This is a genomic window from Streptomyces sp. NPDC035033 (assembly GCF_040636735.1).
In the GTDB taxonomy this organism is placed as follows: domain Bacteria; phylum Actinomycetota; class Actinomycetes; order Streptomycetales; family Streptomycetaceae; genus Streptomyces.
On sequence record NZ_JBEZUZ010000014.1, the window covers coordinates 39,668 to 57,158 of the forward strand.

At 76.0% G+C, this 17,491-nt stretch carries 17 protein-coding genes; 6 read left to right on the forward strand and 11 right to left on the reverse strand.

From position 1 onward, the window contains the following. Positions 1-1,524, reverse strand: coding sequence for a Re/Si-specific NAD(P)(+) transhydrogenase subunit alpha (locus tag AB0E83_RS08835; protein ID WP_362108041.1), 1,524 nt, complete (start codon positions 1,522-1,524; stop codon positions 1-3). A gap of 275 nt (positions 1,525-1,799) precedes the next feature. Here AB0E83_RS08835 and AB0E83_RS08840 point away from each other — a divergent pair, with 275 nt between their 5' ends. The 3 genes from AB0E83_RS08840 (at position 1,800) to AB0E83_RS08850 (ending at position 5,256) form a co-directional block, all read left to right on the forward strand. Further along, positions 1,800-2,774, forward strand: a complete 975-nt coding sequence (locus tag AB0E83_RS08840) for an acetylxylan esterase (protein ID WP_362108044.1) — start codon at positions 1,800-1,802, stop codon at positions 2,772-2,774. Positions 2,775-2,823: 49 nt separating this feature from the next. Continuing rightward, a complete protein-coding gene (locus tag AB0E83_RS08845; RefSeq protein ID WP_362108046.1) occupies positions 2,824-3,753 on the forward strand; it encodes a LysR family transcriptional regulator in 930 nt (309 codons plus the stop codon). A gap of 132 nt (positions 3,754-3,885) precedes the next feature. After that, complete coding sequence (locus tag AB0E83_RS08850) at positions 3,886-5,256, forward strand: carbohydrate-binding protein (protein WP_362108049.1); 1,371 nt, start codon at positions 3,886-3,888, stop codon at positions 5,254-5,256. Positions 5,257-5,322: 66 nt separating this feature from the next. Here AB0E83_RS08850 and AB0E83_RS08855 read toward each other — a convergent pair whose 3' ends face one another. Genes AB0E83_RS08855 through AB0E83_RS08865 form a run of 3 tightly spaced genes read right to left on the reverse strand, consistent with a single transcriptional unit; the run spans position 5,323 to position 7,245 of the window. Beyond that, complete coding sequence (locus AB0E83_RS08855) at positions 5,323-5,664, reverse strand: VOC family protein (RefSeq protein WP_362108052.1); 342 nt, start codon at positions 5,662-5,664, stop codon at positions 5,323-5,325. A 40-nt stretch (positions 5,665-5,704) separates the two neighbouring features. Continuing rightward, complete coding sequence (opcA, locus tag AB0E83_RS08860; RefSeq protein WP_362108055.1) at positions 5,705-6,619, reverse strand: glucose-6-phosphate dehydrogenase assembly protein OpcA; 915 nt, start codon at positions 6,617-6,619, stop codon at positions 5,705-5,707. Between the two features lie 50 nt (positions 6,620-6,669). Continuing rightward, positions 6,670-7,245 carry a DoxX family protein gene (locus AB0E83_RS08865; protein ID WP_362108058.1) on the reverse strand — a complete coding sequence of 192 codons (576 nt, stop codon included), beginning with the start codon at positions 7,243-7,245 and terminating at the stop codon, positions 6,670-6,672. Positions 7,246-7,522: 277 nt separating this feature from the next. Between AB0E83_RS08865 and AB0E83_RS08870 the strand changes: the two genes are divergently transcribed. Together AB0E83_RS08870 and AB0E83_RS08875 are read left to right on the forward strand one after the other, a co-directional pair. Further along, positions 7,523-8,137: an HdeD family acid-resistance protein gene (locus tag AB0E83_RS08870; protein ID WP_362108061.1), complete on the forward strand. Its 615-nt coding sequence runs from the start codon at positions 7,523-7,525 to the stop codon at positions 8,135-8,137. 144 nt (positions 8,138-8,281) lie between these two features. Next, positions 8,282-8,704 carry a DUF350 domain-containing protein gene (locus AB0E83_RS08875; protein WP_362108064.1) on the forward strand — a complete coding sequence of 141 codons (423 nt, stop codon included), beginning with the start codon at positions 8,282-8,284 and terminating at the stop codon, positions 8,702-8,704. Positions 8,705-8,751: 47 nt separating this feature from the next. On the opposite strand, the gene AB0E83_RS08880 is transcribed toward AB0E83_RS08875, so the two are convergent. The 5 genes from AB0E83_RS08880 to AB0E83_RS08900 form a co-directional block, all read right to left on the reverse strand. Continuing rightward, the gene (locus AB0E83_RS08880; protein ID WP_362108067.1) at positions 8,752-9,246 is read right to left on the reverse strand and encodes a hypothetical protein; all 495 of its coding nucleotides are present in this window, start codon (positions 9,244-9,246) and stop codon (positions 8,752-8,754) included. After that, a complete protein-coding gene (locus AB0E83_RS08885) occupies positions 9,243-10,694 on the reverse strand; it encodes a WGR domain-containing protein (protein WP_362108070.1) in 1,452 nt (483 codons plus the stop codon). The genes AB0E83_RS08880 and AB0E83_RS08885 overlap by 4 nt, the downstream gene beginning before the upstream one ends. Before the next feature lie 120 nt (positions 10,695-10,814). After that, positions 10,815-11,516 carry an ABC transporter ATP-binding protein gene (locus AB0E83_RS08890; RefSeq protein ID WP_362108073.1) on the reverse strand — a complete coding sequence of 234 codons (702 nt, stop codon included), beginning with the start codon at positions 11,514-11,516 and terminating at the stop codon, positions 10,815-10,817. Positions 11,517-11,595: 79 nt separating this feature from the next. Beyond that, positions 11,596-13,059 (reverse strand): ABC transporter permease, encoded by a 1,464-nt coding sequence (locus AB0E83_RS08895; protein ID WP_362108076.1) that lies wholly within the window; start codon positions 13,057-13,059, stop codon positions 11,596-11,598. Between the two features lie 106 nt (positions 13,060-13,165). Continuing rightward, a complete protein-coding gene (locus AB0E83_RS08900; protein ID WP_362108078.1) occupies positions 13,166-13,861 on the reverse strand; it encodes a type 1 glutamine amidotransferase domain-containing protein in 696 nt (231 codons plus the stop codon). A gap of 119 nt (positions 13,862-13,980) precedes the next feature. Between AB0E83_RS08900 and AB0E83_RS08905 the strand changes: the two genes are divergently transcribed. Then, the gene (locus tag AB0E83_RS08905) at positions 13,981-14,943 is read left to right on the forward strand and encodes a LysR family transcriptional regulator (RefSeq protein ID WP_362108081.1); all 963 of its coding nucleotides are present in this window, start codon (positions 13,981-13,983) and stop codon (positions 14,941-14,943) included. Positions 14,944-14,956: 13 nt separating this feature from the next. Here the strand turns inward: AB0E83_RS08905 and AB0E83_RS08910 are convergent, their stop codons facing one another. Together AB0E83_RS08910 and AB0E83_RS08915 are read right to left on the reverse strand one after the other, a co-directional pair. After that, positions 14,957-16,042, reverse strand: coding sequence for a S66 peptidase family protein (locus AB0E83_RS08910; protein ID WP_362108084.1), 1,086 nt, complete (start codon positions 16,040-16,042; stop codon positions 14,957-14,959). A 60-nt stretch (positions 16,043-16,102) separates the two neighbouring features. Beyond that, positions 16,103-17,299 carry an ROK family transcriptional regulator gene (locus AB0E83_RS08915; RefSeq protein WP_362108087.1) on the reverse strand — a complete coding sequence of 399 codons (1,197 nt, stop codon included), beginning with the start codon at positions 17,297-17,299 and terminating at the stop codon, positions 16,103-16,105. Between the last annotated feature and the right edge of the window lie 192 nt (positions 17,300-17,491).

The following is a 17,491-nucleotide window of genomic DNA, read 5'->3' on the forward strand; positions in this document are numbered from 1 at the left end:
TCAGCTCCTGGTGAACATTCCGAGCATGCGGCGCGTCACCGCGAAGCCGCCGAAGACGTTGATGCCCGCGAGCAGGACGGCGACGGCCGCGAGCACGGTGACGAGGGTGCCGCCGTGGCCGATCTGGAGCAGCGCGCCGACGACGATGATCCCGGAGATCGCGTTGGTCACCGACATCAGCGGGGTGTGCAGGGCGTGGTGCACGTGCCCGATCACGTAGTAGCCGATCACGACGGCGAGGACGAAGACCGTGACGTGGGGCAGGAGCGCGGCGGGGGCGAGGGCGACGGCGAGGAAGAGCGCGAGGGCGGCGAGGGCGACGCCGGTGAAGCGGCGCCCCGCCGTCATGGGCTCCTTCGCCGGCGGGACGGGCCGCGGGGAGGCGGCGGTGGCCGCGGGGGCGGCGGAGACCGGGACGGGCGGCGGCGGCCAGGACGGCTCGCCGTCGCGCACGACGGTGATCGAGCGCTGCACGGGGTCGTCCTGATCGAGGATCAGGACGCCGTCCTTGCCGGGGGTCAGCAGCGCGAGGAGGTTGAGGAGGTTGGTGCCGTAGAGCTGGGAGGCCTGGGCGGGCAGGCGGCCGGCGAGGTCGGTGTAGCCGAGGATCGTCACGCCGTTCTCCGTGACGGTCCGCTCCCCCGGTACGGTGCCGGCCACGTTGCCGCCGTTGGCGGCGGCCATGTCCACGATGACCGAGCCCGGCTTCATGGAGGCCACCATCCCGGCGGTGATCAGGCGGGGGGCGGGGCGGCCGGGGATCAGGGCGGTGGTGACGACGATGTCGGCGGCGCGGCACTCCTCGGCGTAGAGGGCGGCCTCGCGCGCCTTGTAGTCGTCGCCCATCTCCTTGGCGTAGCCGGTCGCCGAGACCTCGGTCTCGGGGGACTCGATCGCCAGGTACTCGCCCCCCAGCGAGCGGACCTGGTCGGCCACTTCGGGGCGGGGGTCGGTGGCCCGGACGACGGCGCCGAGCGAGCCGGCGGTGCCGATCGCGGCGAGGCCGGCGACGCCCGCGCCGACGACGAGGACCCTGGCCGGCGGCACCTTGCCGGCGGCGGTCACCTGGCCGGTGAAGAACCGGCCGAACTCGTGGGCCGCCTCCACGACGGCCCGGTAGCCCGCGATGTTCGCCATCGACGACAGGACGTCCATCGACTGGGCGCGGCTGATGCGGGGCACCGCGTCCATGGACAGGACGGTGAGCGGGCGCCGGCCCAGCTCCTCGACCGCCGCCGGGTCGGTGGCGGGGGCGAACATCGCGATCACGGTGGTCCCGGGCCTCATCCGGTCCAGCCGCCGCGCCTCCGGGGCGTTCACCCCGAGCACCACGTCCGCCGCCGTCGCCTCGCCGACGCGCGCCCCGGCCTCCTCGTAGGCGCGGTCGGTGAAGCCCGCCGCTGCGCCCGCGCCGGGGTCGACGACGACGTCGTACCCGAGTCCGCGGATCCTCTCCACCGTGGCGGGCGTGGCCGCCACCCGTCGTTCGCCGGTCCGTGTCTCCCTGAGGACTCCGACCTTCACCAGGCTCCTCCGTTCGCCGCTCTCGCCCCCACCTTGGCCCCCGCGGGCGACTCCGGGAAGAAGGCTCGCGCGCGGTCGTCCTTATGCTGCCCGCCGGGACGGCGGAGCGGTTGCGGGGGCGGCCGGTGCGCCGGGCCGGGGGGCGGGTCCGCTTCCGTGGGGGAGGACGAAGGTTGTTCACGTATATGAATGTGGCGGGTGGGCGGGCTAGGGTGGGGCGGACCGGCGCGGGCCGGTCGGGATTTCGGACGTGAAGATCTGACCTGGCGGTGTACATGACCCTGTTCGACATGCCCCTCGACCGGCTCCGTGAGTACCGGAGCGGGTCGGTGGAGCCGGAGGACTTCGACGCGTTCTGGGCGAAGACGCTGGGCGAGGCGCGGGAGCACGGGCTGGACGCGCGGTTCGAGCGGGTGGCGACGGGGCTCTCGACGGTGGAGACGTACGACGTGACGTTCTCCGGGTTCGGCGGGCAGCCGGTCAAGGGGTGGTTCGTCGTCCCGGCCGGGGTCACCGAGCCGGTGCCGGTGGTCGTGGAGTTCCTGGGGTACGGCGGCGGGCGCGGGCTGGCGCACAGTCACCTGCTGTGGGCCTCGGCCGGGTTCGCGCACTTCGTGATGGACACCCGCGGGCAGGGCAGCGGCTGGGCGCCGGGCGACACCGCGGACCCGGTGGGCAGCGCGCCGGCGTTCCCGGGGTTCATGACGCGGGGCGTGGAGGCCCCGGAGACGTACTACTACCGCCGGCTGTACACGGACGCGGTGCGCGCGGTGGAGGCGGCCCGGTCGCATCCGCTGGCGGACGCGGCCCGCACCGCGGTCACCGGGATCAGCCAGGGCGGCGGCATCACGATCGCCGTCTCGGGGCTGGTGCCGGACCTGGCGGCGGTCGCGCCGGACGTGCCGTTCCTCTGCGACTTCCCGCGCGCGACGACGGTCACCGACCGCACGCCCTACCGGGAGATCGGCAACTACCTGAAGACGCACCGGGGCCGGCTGGAGAGGGTGCGGGAGACGCTCGCCTACTTCGACGGGGTGCACTTCGCGTCCCGGGCGACCGCGCCCGCGCTGTTCTCCACCGCGCTGGAGGACCAGACGTGCCCGCCGTCGACGGTGTTCGCCGCGTTCAACGCGTACGCGCACGAGGACAAGGCGATCGAGGTCTACGACTTCAACGACCACGAGGGCGGCGGCGCGTTCCAGCAGGCCGCGCAGTTGCGCTGGCTTCCGGAGCGGCTCCGCGCCCGATAACCCCTCCCTTGGTCTGGACCTGTCACGCGGAGGGCGTCAAGCTGGGCGCATGGACTTGGAGTTGCGGCATCTGAAGACGGTCCGGGCCATCGCGGAGGCGGGCAGCCTCACCCGCGCGGCCACCGCCCTCGGACTGGCGCAGCCCGCCCTGAGCGCCCAGCTCAAGCGGATCGAACGGGCCCTGGGCGGGCCCCTGTTCACGCGCGGCCGGGACGGCGTGCGGGCCACCGCCCTGGGCGATCTGGTCCTGGACCGGGCCCGGGTGGTGCTGCCCGCCGTCTGCGAACTCCAGGAGGAGGCCGTCCGGTTCGCCCGGGACGGCGCCGCGGGGTACCGGCTCGGCGGGACCCACGGGCCGCTCCTCGGCGGCCTCGTGGACCGGCTCGCCCGGGCCGAGCCGGACGTGCGGGTGACCACGTACACCTCCTGGTCGGAGCGGGAGGTGGCCTGCGGGGTGGTGGCCGGGCGGCTCGACTTCGCGCTCGTCGGCGTCTGCGGCGAGAGCCCGCCGCCCGAGGCGGGGCGGCTCGCCTGGACGGAGGTGGCCCGCGACCCGGTGTACGTGATGCTGGCGACCGGCCATCCGCTGGCCTCCCGCCCGCAGGTCGCGCTCGCCGAACTCGCCGCCGAGGACTGGGCGGACGTGCCCGGCGACGGCTGCTTCGGCGACTGCTTCGCCGCCGCGTGCGTGCGGGCCGGCTTCACCCCGGCCCGGGTGTACGAGACGGACACCGCCTCCTGCGTCCACCTGGTCCAGGTGGGCCGGGCGGTGGGCCTGTGCCGGGCGACCTTCCCGGCCACCCCCGGCGTCGTGACCCGCCCCCTGGCCGGCGCCCCGCTCCTCTGGCGCCACCTCCTCGGCTGGCACCCGGAGGGCCGCGCGGCCGGCCGCGCCGCGGCCGTGCTCGCCCACGCGCGCGACGCCCACGCGGAGGCCCTGGCCCGCAGCGCGGGCCGGACGGCGGACGCGGCCGTCTGAGGCCCCGCCCCCGGCGGTCCGGGGACGCGGGGCCATAACGCGGGGGAAGGGGCCGTCCGGGAGCTCCCCCGGAGGCGGCGCCGTTCCTACGGTTCTCGGCAGATCCCCCACCGAGAACCGAGGAGACTCCCCATGCTCCGACGACACGCCCGCGCGGCGTGTACCGCGCTGGCCGCCGCCGGGATGGTGCTGGCCGGGCTTCAGACCGGATCCGCCACCGCCGCGCAGCCCTCCCCCGGCACCGGGCCCGCCGTCCAGAGCGCCGCCCGGGCGCTCGGGGCGGACGGGGCCCGGCCCGAGCTGCTCGCCGCCATGGGCCGCGACCTGGGGCTGACCCGGGCGCAGGCCGAGCGCCGCCTCGTGAACGAGGCCGAGGCGGGCGCCACCGCCGCCCGGCTGCGCGACCGGCTCGGCGGCTCCTTCGCCGGCGCCTGGGTCGCGGGCGCCGAGTCCGGCTCCCTGACCGTGGCCACCACCCGCGCCGCCGACCTCGCCGCGATCCGGGAGGCCGGGGCGACGGCCCGGCTCGTCCGGCACGACCTGGCCGCGCTGGAACGGGCCAAGGAGGCCCTGGACCGGGCGGCGACCGCCGACGCGCCGGTGCGGTACGTGGACGTGCGCGCCAACGCGCTGGTCGTCGAGGAGACCAGGGCCGGTGCCGGCGCGCGGCTCGCGGCGGAGACCGGCGTGGCGCGGGAGCTGGTGCGGGTGGTGCGGTCCGCCGAGGCGCCGCGCCCGCTCTACGACATCCGGGGCGGCGACGCGTACTACATGGGCGGCGGCGGGCGCTGCTCGGTCGGCTTCGCGGTGACCCGGGGCACCACCCAGGGCTTCGCGACGGCGGGCCACTGCGGCCGGGCCGGCCAGTCCACCAGCGGCTACAACCAGGTCGCGCAGGGCACGTTCCAGGCGTCCGTCTTCCCGGGCAACGACATGGCGTGGGTCGCGGCCAACAGCAGCTGGACCGCGACGCCGTACGTCAAGGGCGCCGGCGGCGCCAACGTGCAGGTGACGGGCTCGGTGCTGCAGCCGGTCGGTTCCTCGGTGTGCCGCTCCGGCTCGACGACGGGCTGGCACTGCGGCACGATCCAGCAGCACAACACGAGCGTCACCTACCCGGAGGGCACGATCAGCGGGGTGACCCGGACGACCGTGTGCGCCGAGCCGGGCGACTCGGGCGGCTCGTACATCTCCGGCAGCCAGGCGCAGGGCGTGACCTCGGGCGGCTCGGGCAACTGCTCCAGCGGCGGCACCACCTACTTCCAGCCGCTGAACCCGATCCTGTCGGCCTACGGCCTGACGCTGAAGACGACCGGCACCGACCCGGGCCCCGGCCCCGGCCCGGGCGAGCCGGAGCCGGGCGGCACGTGGAAGGCGGGCACGGTGTACGCGGCCGGCGCCACCGTCACGTACGGCGGCTCCACCTACCGCTGCCTCCAGGCCCACCAGGCCCAGGCCGGCTGGGAGCCGCCGAACGTCCCGGCGCTCTGGCAGCGGGTCTGACACCGGGAGCGTCCGCGTCCCCGGCGCCCCGGAAGGGGGCGCCGGGGACGGTCGTCCTTCGGTCCCTCAGGCCCCGACGTACTCGAACACCCCGCCCTGGGGGTGCCGGAGGACCGCGCGGCGGCCGTTCGGGGCGGGCGACGGGGGCGCCACGACCTCCGCGCCCGCCGCCACCGCCTCCGCGACGGCCGCGTCGAGGTCGGGCACGGTCAGGGTGGCCGCCACCCCCGCGACCCGCCGGACGGCCTCGTCCGGACCGCTGAACAGCAGGAAGGGGCCGACGCCCGCCAGGTCGACGCCGGCGAAGGAGAAGCGGGAGGCGCCGCTTCCCGTCAGCTTCTCGTAGAAGGGCACGGCGGCGTCCAGATCCTCGACGCGCTGTCGTATCACCACGGATTCGATCGTCATGACCCCATCCTCCCCCGGGCGCGCGGAGGGTGACGGCGGATCAGGAGGAACGGCCCTCCAGGGCCGCCGCGTAGGCGTCGTCGGGGTCGAGGTGGCGGAGCTCCTCGGCGATGAGTTCCGCGGTCGTGCGGACCTTGAGGGCCATGACGCGGCTCGGCTGACCGGGGATGGCGAGGTGGGCCACCGGGCCCTCGGGGCGGTCGATGCGGACCTCGCCCTGCGGGGTGCCCATCCGGACGGCGGTGACGACCGGGCCCTCGGAGACGATCCGCTCCACCGGGACGCCGAGCCGGACCTCGAACCAGCGGGCCAGCAGCTCGGCGCTGGGGTTGGCCTCCTCGGCCTCCACCGCGGCCGAGACGACGTCCGTCCCGGCCTGGTCGAGGGCGGCGGCCAGCATGGAACGCCAGGGGGTGAGCCGGGTCCAGGCGAGGTCGGTGTCCCCGGGGGCGTACGAGGCGGCCCGGGCGCTCAGCGCGCCGAGCGGGTCCTCGACCGCGTACGCGTCGGTGATCCGCCGCTGGGCGAGGGCGCCGAGCGGGTCCTTGGAGGGGACGGCCGGCGCGTCCACCGGCCACCACACGACGACGGGGGCGTCGGGCAGCAGCAGCGGCAGCACCACGGAGTCGGCACGGGCGCCGAGTTCGCCGTGGAGGCGGAGCAGCACCGTCTCGCCGGAGCCGGCGTCGGTGCCGAGGCGGACCTCGGCGTCGAGCCGGGTCACGTGGCGCTCGCGGGGCGAGAGCGCCCGGCGCCGGATGACCACGAGGGTGCGCGAGGGGTGTTCCTTCGACGCCTCGTTGGCGGCCCGCACGGAGTCGTAGGCGTTCTCCTCGTCGGTGACGATCACCAGGGTGAGGACGACGCCGACGGCGGGGGTGCCGACGGCCCTCCGGCCCTCCAGGATCGCCTTGTTGATCGCGCTGGAGTTGGTGTCCGTGAGATCGATCTTCATTGCCCCGCGTCCGTCCCTTCCTCTGTGACGAGCCTATCGCCCCCGCGGGTTCACCGGTCGTCCGGCTCCTCGGTGCCGTCGCCCGCCGGGGACAGGTCGGCCTCGGTGGCGGCGGCCGCCGCCGCCCGGTTCTGGGCGCGGCGTCCGACCACGGCCGCGGCGGCGATCGCCGTGCCGGCGAAGGCGACGGCCACCACCCAGGGGCGGTCGAGGACGTGGCCGGTGGCGTGGTCCAGGGAGTAGCGGCCGGCGCCGGTGATGCCGATGGCGGCGGCGGTGAAGCCGAGGAAGGCCGGGTACTCGTAGCCGCCGGCCTGGGCGAAGAAGCCGGCCGGGGCGTGCACCGAGACGGCGCCCGCCATGGCTCCGGCGGCCGCCGCGCCGGCGGCGGGGGTGGCGAGGCCGAGGGCGAGCAGCACGCCGCCGCCCGCCTCGCCGAGGCCCGCGGCGACGGCGGACTCGCGGGGCGGGTGGAAGCCCATGGCCTCCATCGCCTTGCTGGTGCCCTCGATCCCTCCGCCGCCGAACCAGCCGAGGAGCTTCTGGGTGCCGTGCGCGGCGAGCACGGCACCGGTGCCGACCCTCAGCACGAGCAGCCCGAGGTCGCGCCGGTTGGGGTGAGCCATGACGTTCTCCAGATGCGGGAGGGGACGCGTACCCCTCCACTGTCGGCGCGCGGCGCCTCTCCCGCCGCCCGGGACGCCGCCCGCTACTCCCCTTGAGTCATCTTTTGCGGCGTTTGCCCGGCATTGCTTGACTGGCGTCGACCCTCCGGGGTCGAGCGGACGGCACGGGCCGAGGCGCTCTTCCCCGGCTCCCGCGCCGGGGCGTTCGCGCGCGGCGGCGGGCGGAAGGGGACGGACGGAAGGTGACAGGCCCCATGAACCGAAGGAGACGGACCCCATGACGCGGACACAGGACAGGCCGCACGACCGATCCGTGCGGAGCGACGTGCCGCCCGGCCCGCTGGGGACGCTCGCCGGGGCGGCCTGGCAGGCCCTGCTGCTGGCCGGGATCGCGGCCCTCGTGCTCGGCGTGCTGGTGCTGGTGTGGCCGGGCGCCTCGCTGGTCGCGGCCGGTGTGCTCTTCGGCCTCTACCTGCTCTTCAGCGGCGTGACGCAACTGGTCGCCGCCTTCGGCACGCACGCCACCACCTCGCTGCGGGTGATGGCCTTCATCAGCGGCGCCCTGTCGATCCTGCTGGGCCTGTTCTGCTTCCGGGGCGCGACGCAGTCGATCCTGCTGCTGGCGCTGTGGATCGGCATCGGCTGGCTCTTCCGCGGCATCACGCAGACCGTGGCGGCGGCCTCCGACCCGGCGATGCCGGCCCGGGGCTGGCAGGTCTTCCTCGGCCTCGTCAGCGCCCTCGCCGGAGTGGTGCTGATCGTCTCCCCGCTGGAGTCGGTCGCGGTGCTGACCCTGCTCGGCGGGATCTGGCTGCTGGCGGTCGGCGCGGCCGAGATCGTCACCGCCCTCATGGTCCGCTCCCGGGCCGGGGACCTGCCGCCCGGCGCCTGATCCGCCCGCTGTGCTCCCGCTCGTCCGGTCCGCCGTCCGCCCGATCTCCGGGCGGACGGCGGACCGGCTCGATCCGTGCGCTAGATTTTGCCGGTCCATGACCGTCGATCGCTCGCGATCACCACTCTCCGGAGCCGGCTTCCCATGACCGACATCGTCAACGGCCTCGGCCGTGCCACCGCCTACGGCGCCCTCGGCGTGGTCCTGCTGATCCTCGGCATCGTCCTGGTGGACGTCCTGACCCCGGGCAAGCTGGGCCGGCAGATATGGGAGGACCGCAACCGCAACGCGGCCGTCCTGCTGAGCTCCGCCCTGCTCGGCATCGGCGGGATCGTCTTCACCTCCATCTGGACCACCTACGACAACTTCGGCAAGGGCCTGGCCTCCACGGCCGCCTTCGGCCTCCTGGGCCTGGTGATGATGGCCGTCGCGTTCCTGGTGGTGGACCTGGTGACGCCCGGCAAGCTGGGCGCCACGCTGGTGGACCCGGAGCCGCACCCGGCGGTCTGGGTGACCGCCTCCTGCAACATCGCCGTCTCCGCGATCGTCTCCGCCTCGATCGCCTGACGCGCCCGGCCGCGCCCGCGGCCCCCGCCGGCCCGGTGTCCGTCCGCTCAGGACGGGCCCGGGCCGGCGGCCGTTCCGGCCGGTTCCACCTCCAGGAAGCGGCGGCCGCGGGGCCCCTTGTAGAGGAGCGCCTCCCAGCCGAGCCGGGCGAGCGCCGCGGCACACGCCTCCAGGGCCCCGGTCTCCTGTCCGGCGGCGCCGGAGCCGGGCGGTCCGAGCCACTCGACCACGGCGGTGGCCGGCCGCTCCCCCGCCCGCACCCGGTACCCGGTCGCCGTCCGCGCCCCGGCCGCGTCCACCGCCGACGGGGAGAGCCCGCCGGCCTCCAGGGCCAGGGCCACCGCCCGTACCGGCTGCCGGCGCTCCCACAGCGCCGGTACGTCCCCGGCGGCGCCCGGGGCGCCGGTCAGCCGGCGGATCTGCCGCAGCCCGTCGAGCGCGGACCGCACCTCGCGGGAGCGCTGCTCGGCGTCGCCCGTGAACGGCGGCCCGTCGCCCGTCGCCGCCTCGAACGCGCCCTCGCCGGCCGGGCCCCGGCTCACAGCAGCCGCCGGATCTCGCCGCGGACCCGGTAGAAGCCGCCCGCCGCCGGGTGCAGCGCCTCCACCACGAACCGCGCGCCGGGCTCCCGGATGGCGCGGGGGAACTGCACGTTCCACGACGGCTCGTAGCCGGGGCTGACCACCCGGACCCGGCTGCGGCCGCCCTCCAGGGCGCACTCGACCACGATCGAGCCGGCCGGGGCCTCGCCCGCGGCGCCGACGGAGGCGACGGAAGCGACGGCGGAGACGGTGGTCGCCGGGGTGTACGTGGGCAGCGCGGCGGCCAGCTTGACGTCGCGGACGACCGGGACGCTGCCCTGCTGGGCGGCCTCGATCGCCGCCTCGCTCGCGTCCACGCAGACGAGCGAGCCGTCGGTGGTCACCAGGTACAGCCGCTCGTCGCGGTACTGCATGGAGAGCGCGGAGCCGCCGCCGGTGCCCAGCTTCCACAGCCGGGTGCCGTCCTCGGCGAAGCAGTAGACGGAGGAGGCCGAGTCGCCCGCGAAGACGAAGCGCCCACCGGGCGAGGTGGCGCACGAGTACACCGTCGCGTCGCAGCCGTAGACGGCTTCGATCCGGCCGTCGCGCTTCGCCAGCCGCTGCACCTTGCGGTGGCCGGTGCCCGCGTAGACAGCGGTCTCCTCCTGCCAGCCGAAGAGCACCGCGCCGTCGGCGCGGGTGTGCCACAGCTCGCCCGAGCCGTCCGCGGCGTACGCGGTCACGCCGCTCGTGTCGCCGTAGTAGACCGCGCGGGCGTCCGCCCGGACCATCCAGGCGTACTCGCCGCGGCCGGAGCGGGACCACTGGTGCTCGTCCTCGTGGTCGATGACGGTGAGCCGGCCGGAGCGGTCGGCCACGTCGAGGACGCCCTCGTGGATGTCGAGCCAGAAGATGTCGACGTCGGCGGTGATGTCGTAGGCGGCGAACGGCAGCTTGGAGGAGAGGTCGTAGACCTTGCCGTCGTCACAGCCCGCGTAGATCCAGAAGTCGTCGGCGACCAGGCACTTCACGCCGTCCGGCAGGCTGAAGCGGGCCAGCACCTCGCCGCCGTGGGCCAGGGTGAAGACGTCCCCCGCCTGGTTGCCCACCCAGATGCGGTCCTCGTCCACGTGGATGCCGAAGGCGGCGGAGCCGGTGCGGAAGCGCCACAGGACGGGGGCGACCGCCCGGGCCGTGGAGGGCGCGGAGCTGACCGCCCGGCGGGTGACGGGCCGGGCGGCGCGCTGCCCGGGGACCGCCGGGGCGTAGCCCTTGCGGACCTTCTCGCCGATCTTCTTCGCCGCCGCGGCGTGGGCCTTCTCGGCGGTCGCGAAGGAGGAGCGCTGGGTCTGCCCGGCCGCCCCGATGCGGCCGTAACGGACCGCCACCTCCAGACCGTCGACGGTCACTTCGTAGAACTTGTGGGCACCGCCGCCGTCCTGCGACAGCTCCAGATAGGTCGTCGTCATGTTCCGAACGGTAGGCGCCGCCACTGACAACGGCCCGCCGCGGCGTCACGGCCGGGGGCGACGGGCCGGGTGACCGGTCCGCACCCGCGCTTCGCGGTGCGGACCGGTCCGTCCTCCGGCTCACGCCTCCGCGGGGGCGGCGGGCTCCGGGCGCTCGGTCAGCGCGATCCGGCCCTTGCGGAGGGTGGCGAGGCGCGGGGCCCGGCGGGCGAGGGCGCTGTCGTGGGTGACCATGACGAAGGTCAGGCCGTGTTCCCGCCAGATCCCTTCGAGGAGGTCGGCGATCTCGTCGCGGGTGGACTCGTCGAGGTTGCCGGTGGGTTCGTCGGCGAGGAGCACCTGCGGCCGCTTGACCAGCGCGCGGGCGATGGCGACGCGCTGCTGCTGGCCGCCGGAGAGTTCGGAGGGCAGGTGGCCGGCGCGCTCGCCGAGACCGACCGACTCCAGCGCCTCGGCGGCCCGGCGGCGGCGCTCGGCGGCCTTGACGCCGAGCGGGACGAGCGCGGTCTCCACGTTCTCCTGGGCGGTGAGCGTGGGGATGAGGTTGAAGCTCTGGAAGACGAAGCCGATGCGGCGGCCGCGGACGGCGGTGAGCCGGCTCTCGGAGAGCGTGGCGAGGTCGGTGCCGTCGAGGAGGACGCTGCCGGCGGTGGGGCGGTCGAGGCCGCCGAGCATCTGGAGCAGGGTGGACTTGCCGCCGCCGGTCGGGCCCTGGATGACGAGGCGGTCGCCCTGCGCGATCTTCAGGTCGATCCCCGCGAGGGCGTCGACCCTCGCCCGGCCGCGCCGGTACTCCTTGGTGACGCCGATGAGTTCGTACATGGATGGCACTCCTGGGGTGCGGGAGGTGGGACTCCCGCGGTACGGGAAGGGGGGCTTCGGTACGGGGCGGGCGGGGCCGCTACTCGACGCGGCGCAGCGCGTCGGCGGGGCGCAGCCGGGCGGCGCGCCAGGCGCCGAAGGCTCCGGCGACGAGGCCGCCGGCGAGGGCGAGGAGGACGGCGAGGCCCACCGTGGCGAGGCTGACGGGGGCGGTGAGCGCGATGTCGAGGCTGCGGCCGGTGGCGGTGCGCGCCAGGCCCGGCCCGCCGGGTCCGCCGCCGAGGACCATGCCGCCGCGTCCGCCGAACCCGCCGTCGGCGACGCCGAGTTCGGCGGTGAGGGTGGGGCCGGCGGCGGTGACGGCGTAGGCGCCGGCGAGACCGGCCGCGATGCCGAGGGCGCCGCCGACGACGCCGTTGACGAAGGCCTCGCCGACGACCTGGCGGGTGACGCGGCCGCTCTTCCAGCCGAGCGCCTTGAGGGTGCCGAACTCGCGGACGCGGCGGCTGACGGCGGAGGAGGTGAGGAGGCCGGCGACGAGGACGGCGGCGAGCAGGACGGCGTACGAGAGCCACCTGCCGACGCCGGCGGCGAGCCCCGCGGCGGTGTCGAGGGAGCCGGAGACCGTCCGGGCGAGGTCGGCGGAGGTGGTGACGGTGGTGCCGGGGACGTTCTTCTGGACGGCTGCCTTGACGGCGTCGATCTTCGTCGAGTCGGTGGCCCGGACGTAGACGGTGGTGACCTTGCCGGCCGAGCCGGAGAGGGTCTGCGCCCGCTTCAGCGGGAGGTAGACCTGGGCGGCGGACTGGCCGCTGTCGGCGGTGACGATGCCGATGACCTCGAACGTCACGCCCTTGACGGTGAGTTCGTCGCCGACGGCGAGGCCCTGCTGCTGGGCGTAGGCGCTGTCGACCACGACGACGGCGGCGTCGGTCTCGGTGGTCCTGAAGGTGCGGCCCCCGCTGAGGGTGGAGGTGGTGAGGGGGCCGAGGTCGGGGGCGGTGACGTCGGTGCCGTAGAGGGTGAAGGAGTCGACGTCGAAGGCGGCGCCGCCGCCGGTGACGGTGTCGCCGGGGCCGCCCGGGCCGGAGCCCTGCCCCTGCGTCCGGCCTTCGCCGCGCTGGATCTCGCCGCGCCGGAACTCGCCGTCGATCTTCAGGTTGACGAGGCTGAGGCCGCCCACCGCCCGGTCGACGCCGGGCTGCCGCGCGACGGTGGCGACGGTGGAGTCGGCGAGGGTCTGGAGGCCCTGGACCATGAGCCGGTCGCTGCTCTGCTCCTCGCCGTCGCCCCGGCCCTGGAACTCGAACCGGGGCCGGGCCGGCCGCGCGCCCTCGGCGGGCCGCTCCTGGGCCTTGGTCACCGTGAGGTCCGTGCCGAGTCCGTAGAGGGATTCGAGGACCTTGCCCTGGGCCTGCTTCATGCCGGCGGAGATCGAGGTCACGACGATGACCAGCGCGATGCCGAGCGCCAGGCCGGAGGCGACGACGAGCGCCGCCTTTCTGCGGCGGCGCAGTTCGCGCCGGAGGTAGGTGAGGAACATGGCGCGAAGGTAGGGGCGCCGTGTGAGGCCGGGATAAGGCCCGCGTGAGAGGGGGATGAGAGCGCCGGTCCCGGCACCGTCACGGGTGCCGGGACCGGGGGCGGTCTCAGGCCAGCTTCTTCAGGACCTCGGCCGCCAGGGGGGCGGAGGAGGCGGGGTTCTGGCCGGTGATCAGGTTGCGGTCGACGACGACGTTCGGGACCCACGGCTCGCCGGCCCGGACGTCCACGCCGGCTTCGCGCAGCCGGGTCTCCAGGAGCCACTTCGCCCGGTCGGCGAGGCCGGCCTGCTTCTCCTCGGCGTCCGTGAAGGCGGCGACGCGGTAGCCGGCGAAGGCGTTGGCGCCGTCCTCCCGCACGGCGGCGAGGAGGGCGGCGGGGCCGTGGCAGACGACGGCGAGCGGCTTGCCGGAGGCGAGGGCGTCGACGAGCAGGCGGCCGGAGACGGCGTCCACGGCCAGGTCCTCCATCGGGCCGTGGCCGCCCGGGTAGAAGACCGCCGCGTACTCGGCGAGGTCGACGTCCTCCAGGCGGATCGGGGCGCGCAGCGCGGCGAAGGCGTCGAGGGTGGCGGCGACGCGGTCGGCGCCCTCCCGGCCGCCGTTGGCCTCGGGGGCGAGGCTGCCGCGGTCGACGGTGGGGACGACGCCGCCGGGGGTGGCGACGACGACCTCGTGGCCGGCCGCGGTGAACGCCTCGTAGGGGGCGGCGGCCTCCTCGGCCCAGAAGCCGGTGGGGTGGCGGGTGCCGTCGGCGAGGGTCCAGTGGTCGGCGCCGGTCAGCACGAAAAGGATCTTCGACATGGGGTGCGGGGCCTCTCGGTCGCGGGAGCGGGTGGCCGCGCCGGCCCCGGGAGGGGCCGTGGCGGCGATGATCCGACCGTAGGCGCCGCGACCCCCGGGATTCCAATAGGCTCGGGCATGTGGACGATAGGAATGCCGATGGGTCGCCGGGAATACCGGCGGGGCCGGGCGCCGGGCCGCCGGACCTGAACCTGCTGCGCACCTTCCTCGCCGTGTACCGGGCCGGGGCCTTCACCGCGGGCGCCCGCGTCCTGGGCCTGTCGCAGCCGACGGTGACCGCGCAGATCCGGGCCCTGGAGGGCCGGCTCGGGCGGGAGCTGTTCGAGCGGCGGCCGCGCGGGGCGGCGCCGACGCCGTTCGCGGACGACCTGGCGGCGCGGGTCGCGGAGCCGCTGGACGCGCTGGGCGCCGTCGCCGGCGCCGTGGCCGGGGCGCCGGACGGGGACGGCCCGGCGGAGCCGGTCCACCTGGCGGGCCCGGCCGAGTACCTGTCGGTCGCCGTGCTGCCGACGCTGGCGCCGCTGGTGGAGCGCGGGGTGCGGCTGCGGATCGCCTTCGGCCTCACCGACGGCCTCCTCGACGAGCTGCGGGCGGGCCGGCACGACCTGGTGGTGTCGACGGTGCGTCCCCGGGGCCGCAGCCTCGCCTGGCTGCCGCTCTCCGACGAGGAGTTCGTGCTGGTCGCGGCGCCGGTGTGGGCGGAGCGGATCGGCGGCCGGGTCGCCGCGGAGGGGCCGGCCGCGCTGCGGGACGCGCCGCTCGTCTCGTACGCCGAGGACCTGCCGATCCTGCGCCGCTACTGGCGGCACGTCTTCGGCCGGCGGCTGACGGCCGTGCCCGCGGTGACCGTGCCGGACCTGCGGGCGGTGCGGGCGGCGGTGGCGGGCGGCGCCGGGGTGAGCGTACTGCCCCGCTACCTGTGCGCCGCGGAGCTGGCCTCGGGCGCCCTGGTCCCGCTGCACCTGCCGGAGGACCCGCCGATCAACACGGGTTTCCTGGTGCACCGCCCGGGCGCGCCGGCCCACCCGCACGTGGCCCTGGTCCGGGACCACCTGGTCCGGCACGGGCGGGAGGCCGGCTGACGCCGGCGCGCCGTCAGTAGGTGACGGTGACGCGGCGGGCGGGGCCGTCGACCCGGACGATCCCGCCGTACGGGATCACCACCTGCGGGTCGGTGTGGCCGAGGTCCACGTCGAGGACGGCCAGGGTGTCGGGGGCGTACGCGTCGAGGGCGCGGAGCACGGCGGCGCGCTGGGCCTCGCGGTGGGCGGCCCGGGCGGCGGGGCCGTTCGGGGCGTCGAAGGACCAGGCGCGGGCCCGGCCCATGAGGAGGGCGGAGAAGCGGCCGAGGAGGCCCCGCTCCCCCATGGCCCGCAGGACGCGGAAGACCTCGTCGGCGGTGGGCAGCAGTTCGGAGGTCTCCAGGAACAGCACCCCGCCCTCGTACGCCTCGGGCTCCGCGATCTCCCTTCCGGCCATGAGGAGTTGGGCGACGACCTCCAGGCAGCCGCCCCAGCTGCGGCCCTCGACGACCCGGTCGGCGCGGTGCCAGTGCCAGGGGCCGGCGGGCTCCATGACGGGGGCGGAGTCGAAGGTGCGGGGGTCCTCCCAGGGCCGCTCGACGTCGTTGGTCTCGGTCGGGGCCGGGAGTTCGTAGGGGCCGGAGCCGAGGAGCGCGGCCCGGACGGAGGCGTCGGTGACCGGGTGGACGGCGCCGGGCCGCCCGAACTGGGTCATCAGGGAGGCCCCGTGGTAGCCGACCACGCCGAGGTTCCACAGCCTCATGAGCAGGTTGGTGTTGTCGCTGAACCCGAAGAACGGCTTGGGGTGGGCGCGGATCAACTCGTCGTCGAGGTACGGGAGGAGGGTGATCTGGTCGTCGCCGCCGATGCTGGCGACGATCGCCTTGACGGTGGGGTCGGCGAAGGCGGCGTGCAGGTCGGCGGCCCGGTCCCGGGCGGACGCGCCGAGCTTGCGCGTGGTCGGGTACTCGACGGGCACGAGGCCGTACTCCTCGGAGAGCCGGCGCAGCCCCAGCTCGAAGGGGAGCGGGAGCACTTCGGGCAGCCCGGCGGCGGGCGACAGGACGGCGACCCGGTCGCCGGGGCGCGGTTTGGGAGGGACGACGACCCCGCCGGGAGGCGTGGCGGTCCTGCCGGAAGGGGTGGTGATCTCTGTCATCCGCGCACCCTAGTCGGGCCGCCTCCGCCGCCACCCGCCCTTTTCTCCGGCGTCCGGCCGTCAGCGGGTGTGGGCGAGGGGGTCGGCGAGGATGTCGTGGAGGACGAGCGCGGCGGCACCCCGGGCCGCGTCCGCGGCGGGGGAGGCGGCGCGCAGCCGGAGGGCGTCGGCGGACCAGAGGCCGGAGACGACCCGCTCGGCGAGCTCGGCGGTGACGGCCGGCGCCAGCCAGGTCATCAGGCGGGGGTAGACGCCGCCGAGGACGACCGCCTCGGGGTCCAGGAGGTTGACCGCGCCGGAGAGGGCGCGGCCGAGCATGCGGCCGGCCTCGGCGAGGGCCGCGAGGGCGCGGGGATCGCGCCGTTCGGCGCGGGCCGCGAGGTCGTCGACGTCGGCGGCGTCCGCCGCGCCCAGCAGCGCGGCCTGTCCGGCGTACTGCTCCAGGCAGCCGCGCGAGCCGCAGCGGCAGCGGGGCCCTTCGGCGTCGACGACGAGGTGGCCGATCTCGCCGGCGAAACCGTGGGCGCCGCGCAGGAGTTCGCCGTGGACGACGACGGCGCCGCCGACGCCGGTCTCGCCGGTGAGGTGGAGGAAGGTGCGGGGGGTGCCGGGGGCGCCGAAGCGGAGTTCGGCGAGGGCCGCCATGTTGGCCTCGTTGTCGGAGGCGACGGGGAGCCGGCGGGCGGCGGGGCGCAGCGCGGCGAGGGCGTCGCCGAAGAGGCGCTCGGCGGGGGTGTCGTGCCAGCCGAGGTTGGGGGCCTGGCGGACGGTGCCGCCGGAGACCAGGCCGGGCAGGGCGAGGGCGGCGCCGGTCGGGGCCAGACCGAGGGCCTCGGCCTCGGCGAGCGCCTCGGCGGCGACGGCGGCGGCGCGGGCGAGGACGTCGGGGGCGGCGGCGCGGTTGTCGAGCCGTACGGTGCGGCGGATCCGGTCGGTCCCGGTGAGGTCCACGAGGCAGACGGCGACGTAGGCGACGTTGATCTCGACGCCGAGGCCGGCGGGGCCGGTCCCGGCCGGTTTGAGGACGGTGCCGGGGCGGCCGGCCTGGCCGCTGAAGGTCTTGCCCGACTCGACCAGGAACCCGAGGTCGAGGAGCTGCTCCACGAGGGAGGAGACGGCGGGCCGGGTGAGGCCGACGCGGGCGGCGACGGCGGCCCGGGTGGTCTCGCCGGCATCGTGGACGGTCCTGAGGACGAGGCTCAGGTTGTGCCGGCGCACGCCCGACTTGTCGGCCTTGGGTTCCGTGGGCTGGTTCATGGTGAGCGAGAGCCTAGTCGCCCCTTTCGCTCGAACAGAAATGGTCGTCCGGTGAAGGGAGAAGGGTGCCCGGGCGGCCCTCCGGAGACGCCGGTTCCACGAGCGAACCGTCTGGGTCGCGCCGCGCCCCCCGGCTCCCCGAGGCCCCCTCCCTCCGCCGGGGCCCGGCGGAGGGCCGGCCGGCCGAGGTCG

Excerpts from the sequence above, each read along its gene's own strand:
- opcA (WP_362108055.1), bottom strand. The coding sequence starts at position 6,619 with ATGAAGATCGATCTCACGGACACCAACTCCAGCGCGATCAACAAGGCG.
- AB0E83_RS08890 (WP_362108073.1), bottom strand. The coding sequence starts at position 11,516 with ATGTACGAACTCATCGGCGTCACCAAGGAGTACCGGCGCGGCCGGGCG.
- AB0E83_RS08875 (WP_362108064.1), top strand. The coding sequence starts at position 8,282 with ATGACCGACATCGTCAACGGCCTCGGCCGTGCCACCGCCTACGGCGCC.
- AB0E83_RS08915 (WP_362108087.1), bottom strand. The coding sequence starts at position 17,299 with ATGAACCAGCCCACGGAACCCAAGGCCGACAAGTCGGGCGTGCGCCGG.
- AB0E83_RS08870 (WP_362108061.1), top strand. The coding sequence starts at position 7,523 with ATGACGCGGACACAGGACAGGCCGCACGACCGATCCGTGCGGAGCGAC.
- AB0E83_RS08900 (WP_362108078.1), bottom strand. The coding sequence starts at position 13,861 with ATGTCGAAGATCCTTTTCGTGCTGACCGGCGCCGACCACTGGACCCTC.
- AB0E83_RS08895 (WP_362108076.1), bottom strand. The coding sequence starts at position 13,059 with ATGTTCCTCACCTACCTCCGGCGCGAACTGCGCCGCCGCAGAAAGGCG.
- AB0E83_RS08850 (WP_362108049.1), top strand. The coding sequence starts at position 3,886 with ATGCTCCGACGACACGCCCGCGCGGCGTGTACCGCGCTGGCCGCCGCC.
- AB0E83_RS08845 (WP_362108046.1), top strand. The coding sequence starts at position 2,824 with ATGGACTTGGAGTTGCGGCATCTGAAGACGGTCCGGGCCATCGCGGAG.
- AB0E83_RS08865 (WP_362108058.1), bottom strand. The coding sequence starts at position 7,245 with ATGGCTCACCCCAACCGGCGCGACCTCGGGCTGCTCGTGCTGAGGGTC.
- AB0E83_RS08885 (WP_362108070.1), bottom strand. The coding sequence starts at position 10,694 with ATGACGACGACCTATCTGGAGCTGTCGCAGGACGGCGGCGGTGCCCAC.
- AB0E83_RS08910 (WP_362108084.1), bottom strand. The coding sequence starts at position 16,042 with ATGACAGAGATCACCACCCCTTCCGGCAGGACCGCCACGCCTCCCGGC.
- AB0E83_RS08840 (WP_362108044.1), top strand. The coding sequence starts at position 1,800 with ATGACCCTGTTCGACATGCCCCTCGACCGGCTCCGTGAGTACCGGAGC.
- AB0E83_RS08855 (WP_362108052.1), bottom strand. The coding sequence starts at position 5,664 with ATGACGATCGAATCCGTGGTGATACGACAGCGCGTCGAGGATCTGGAC.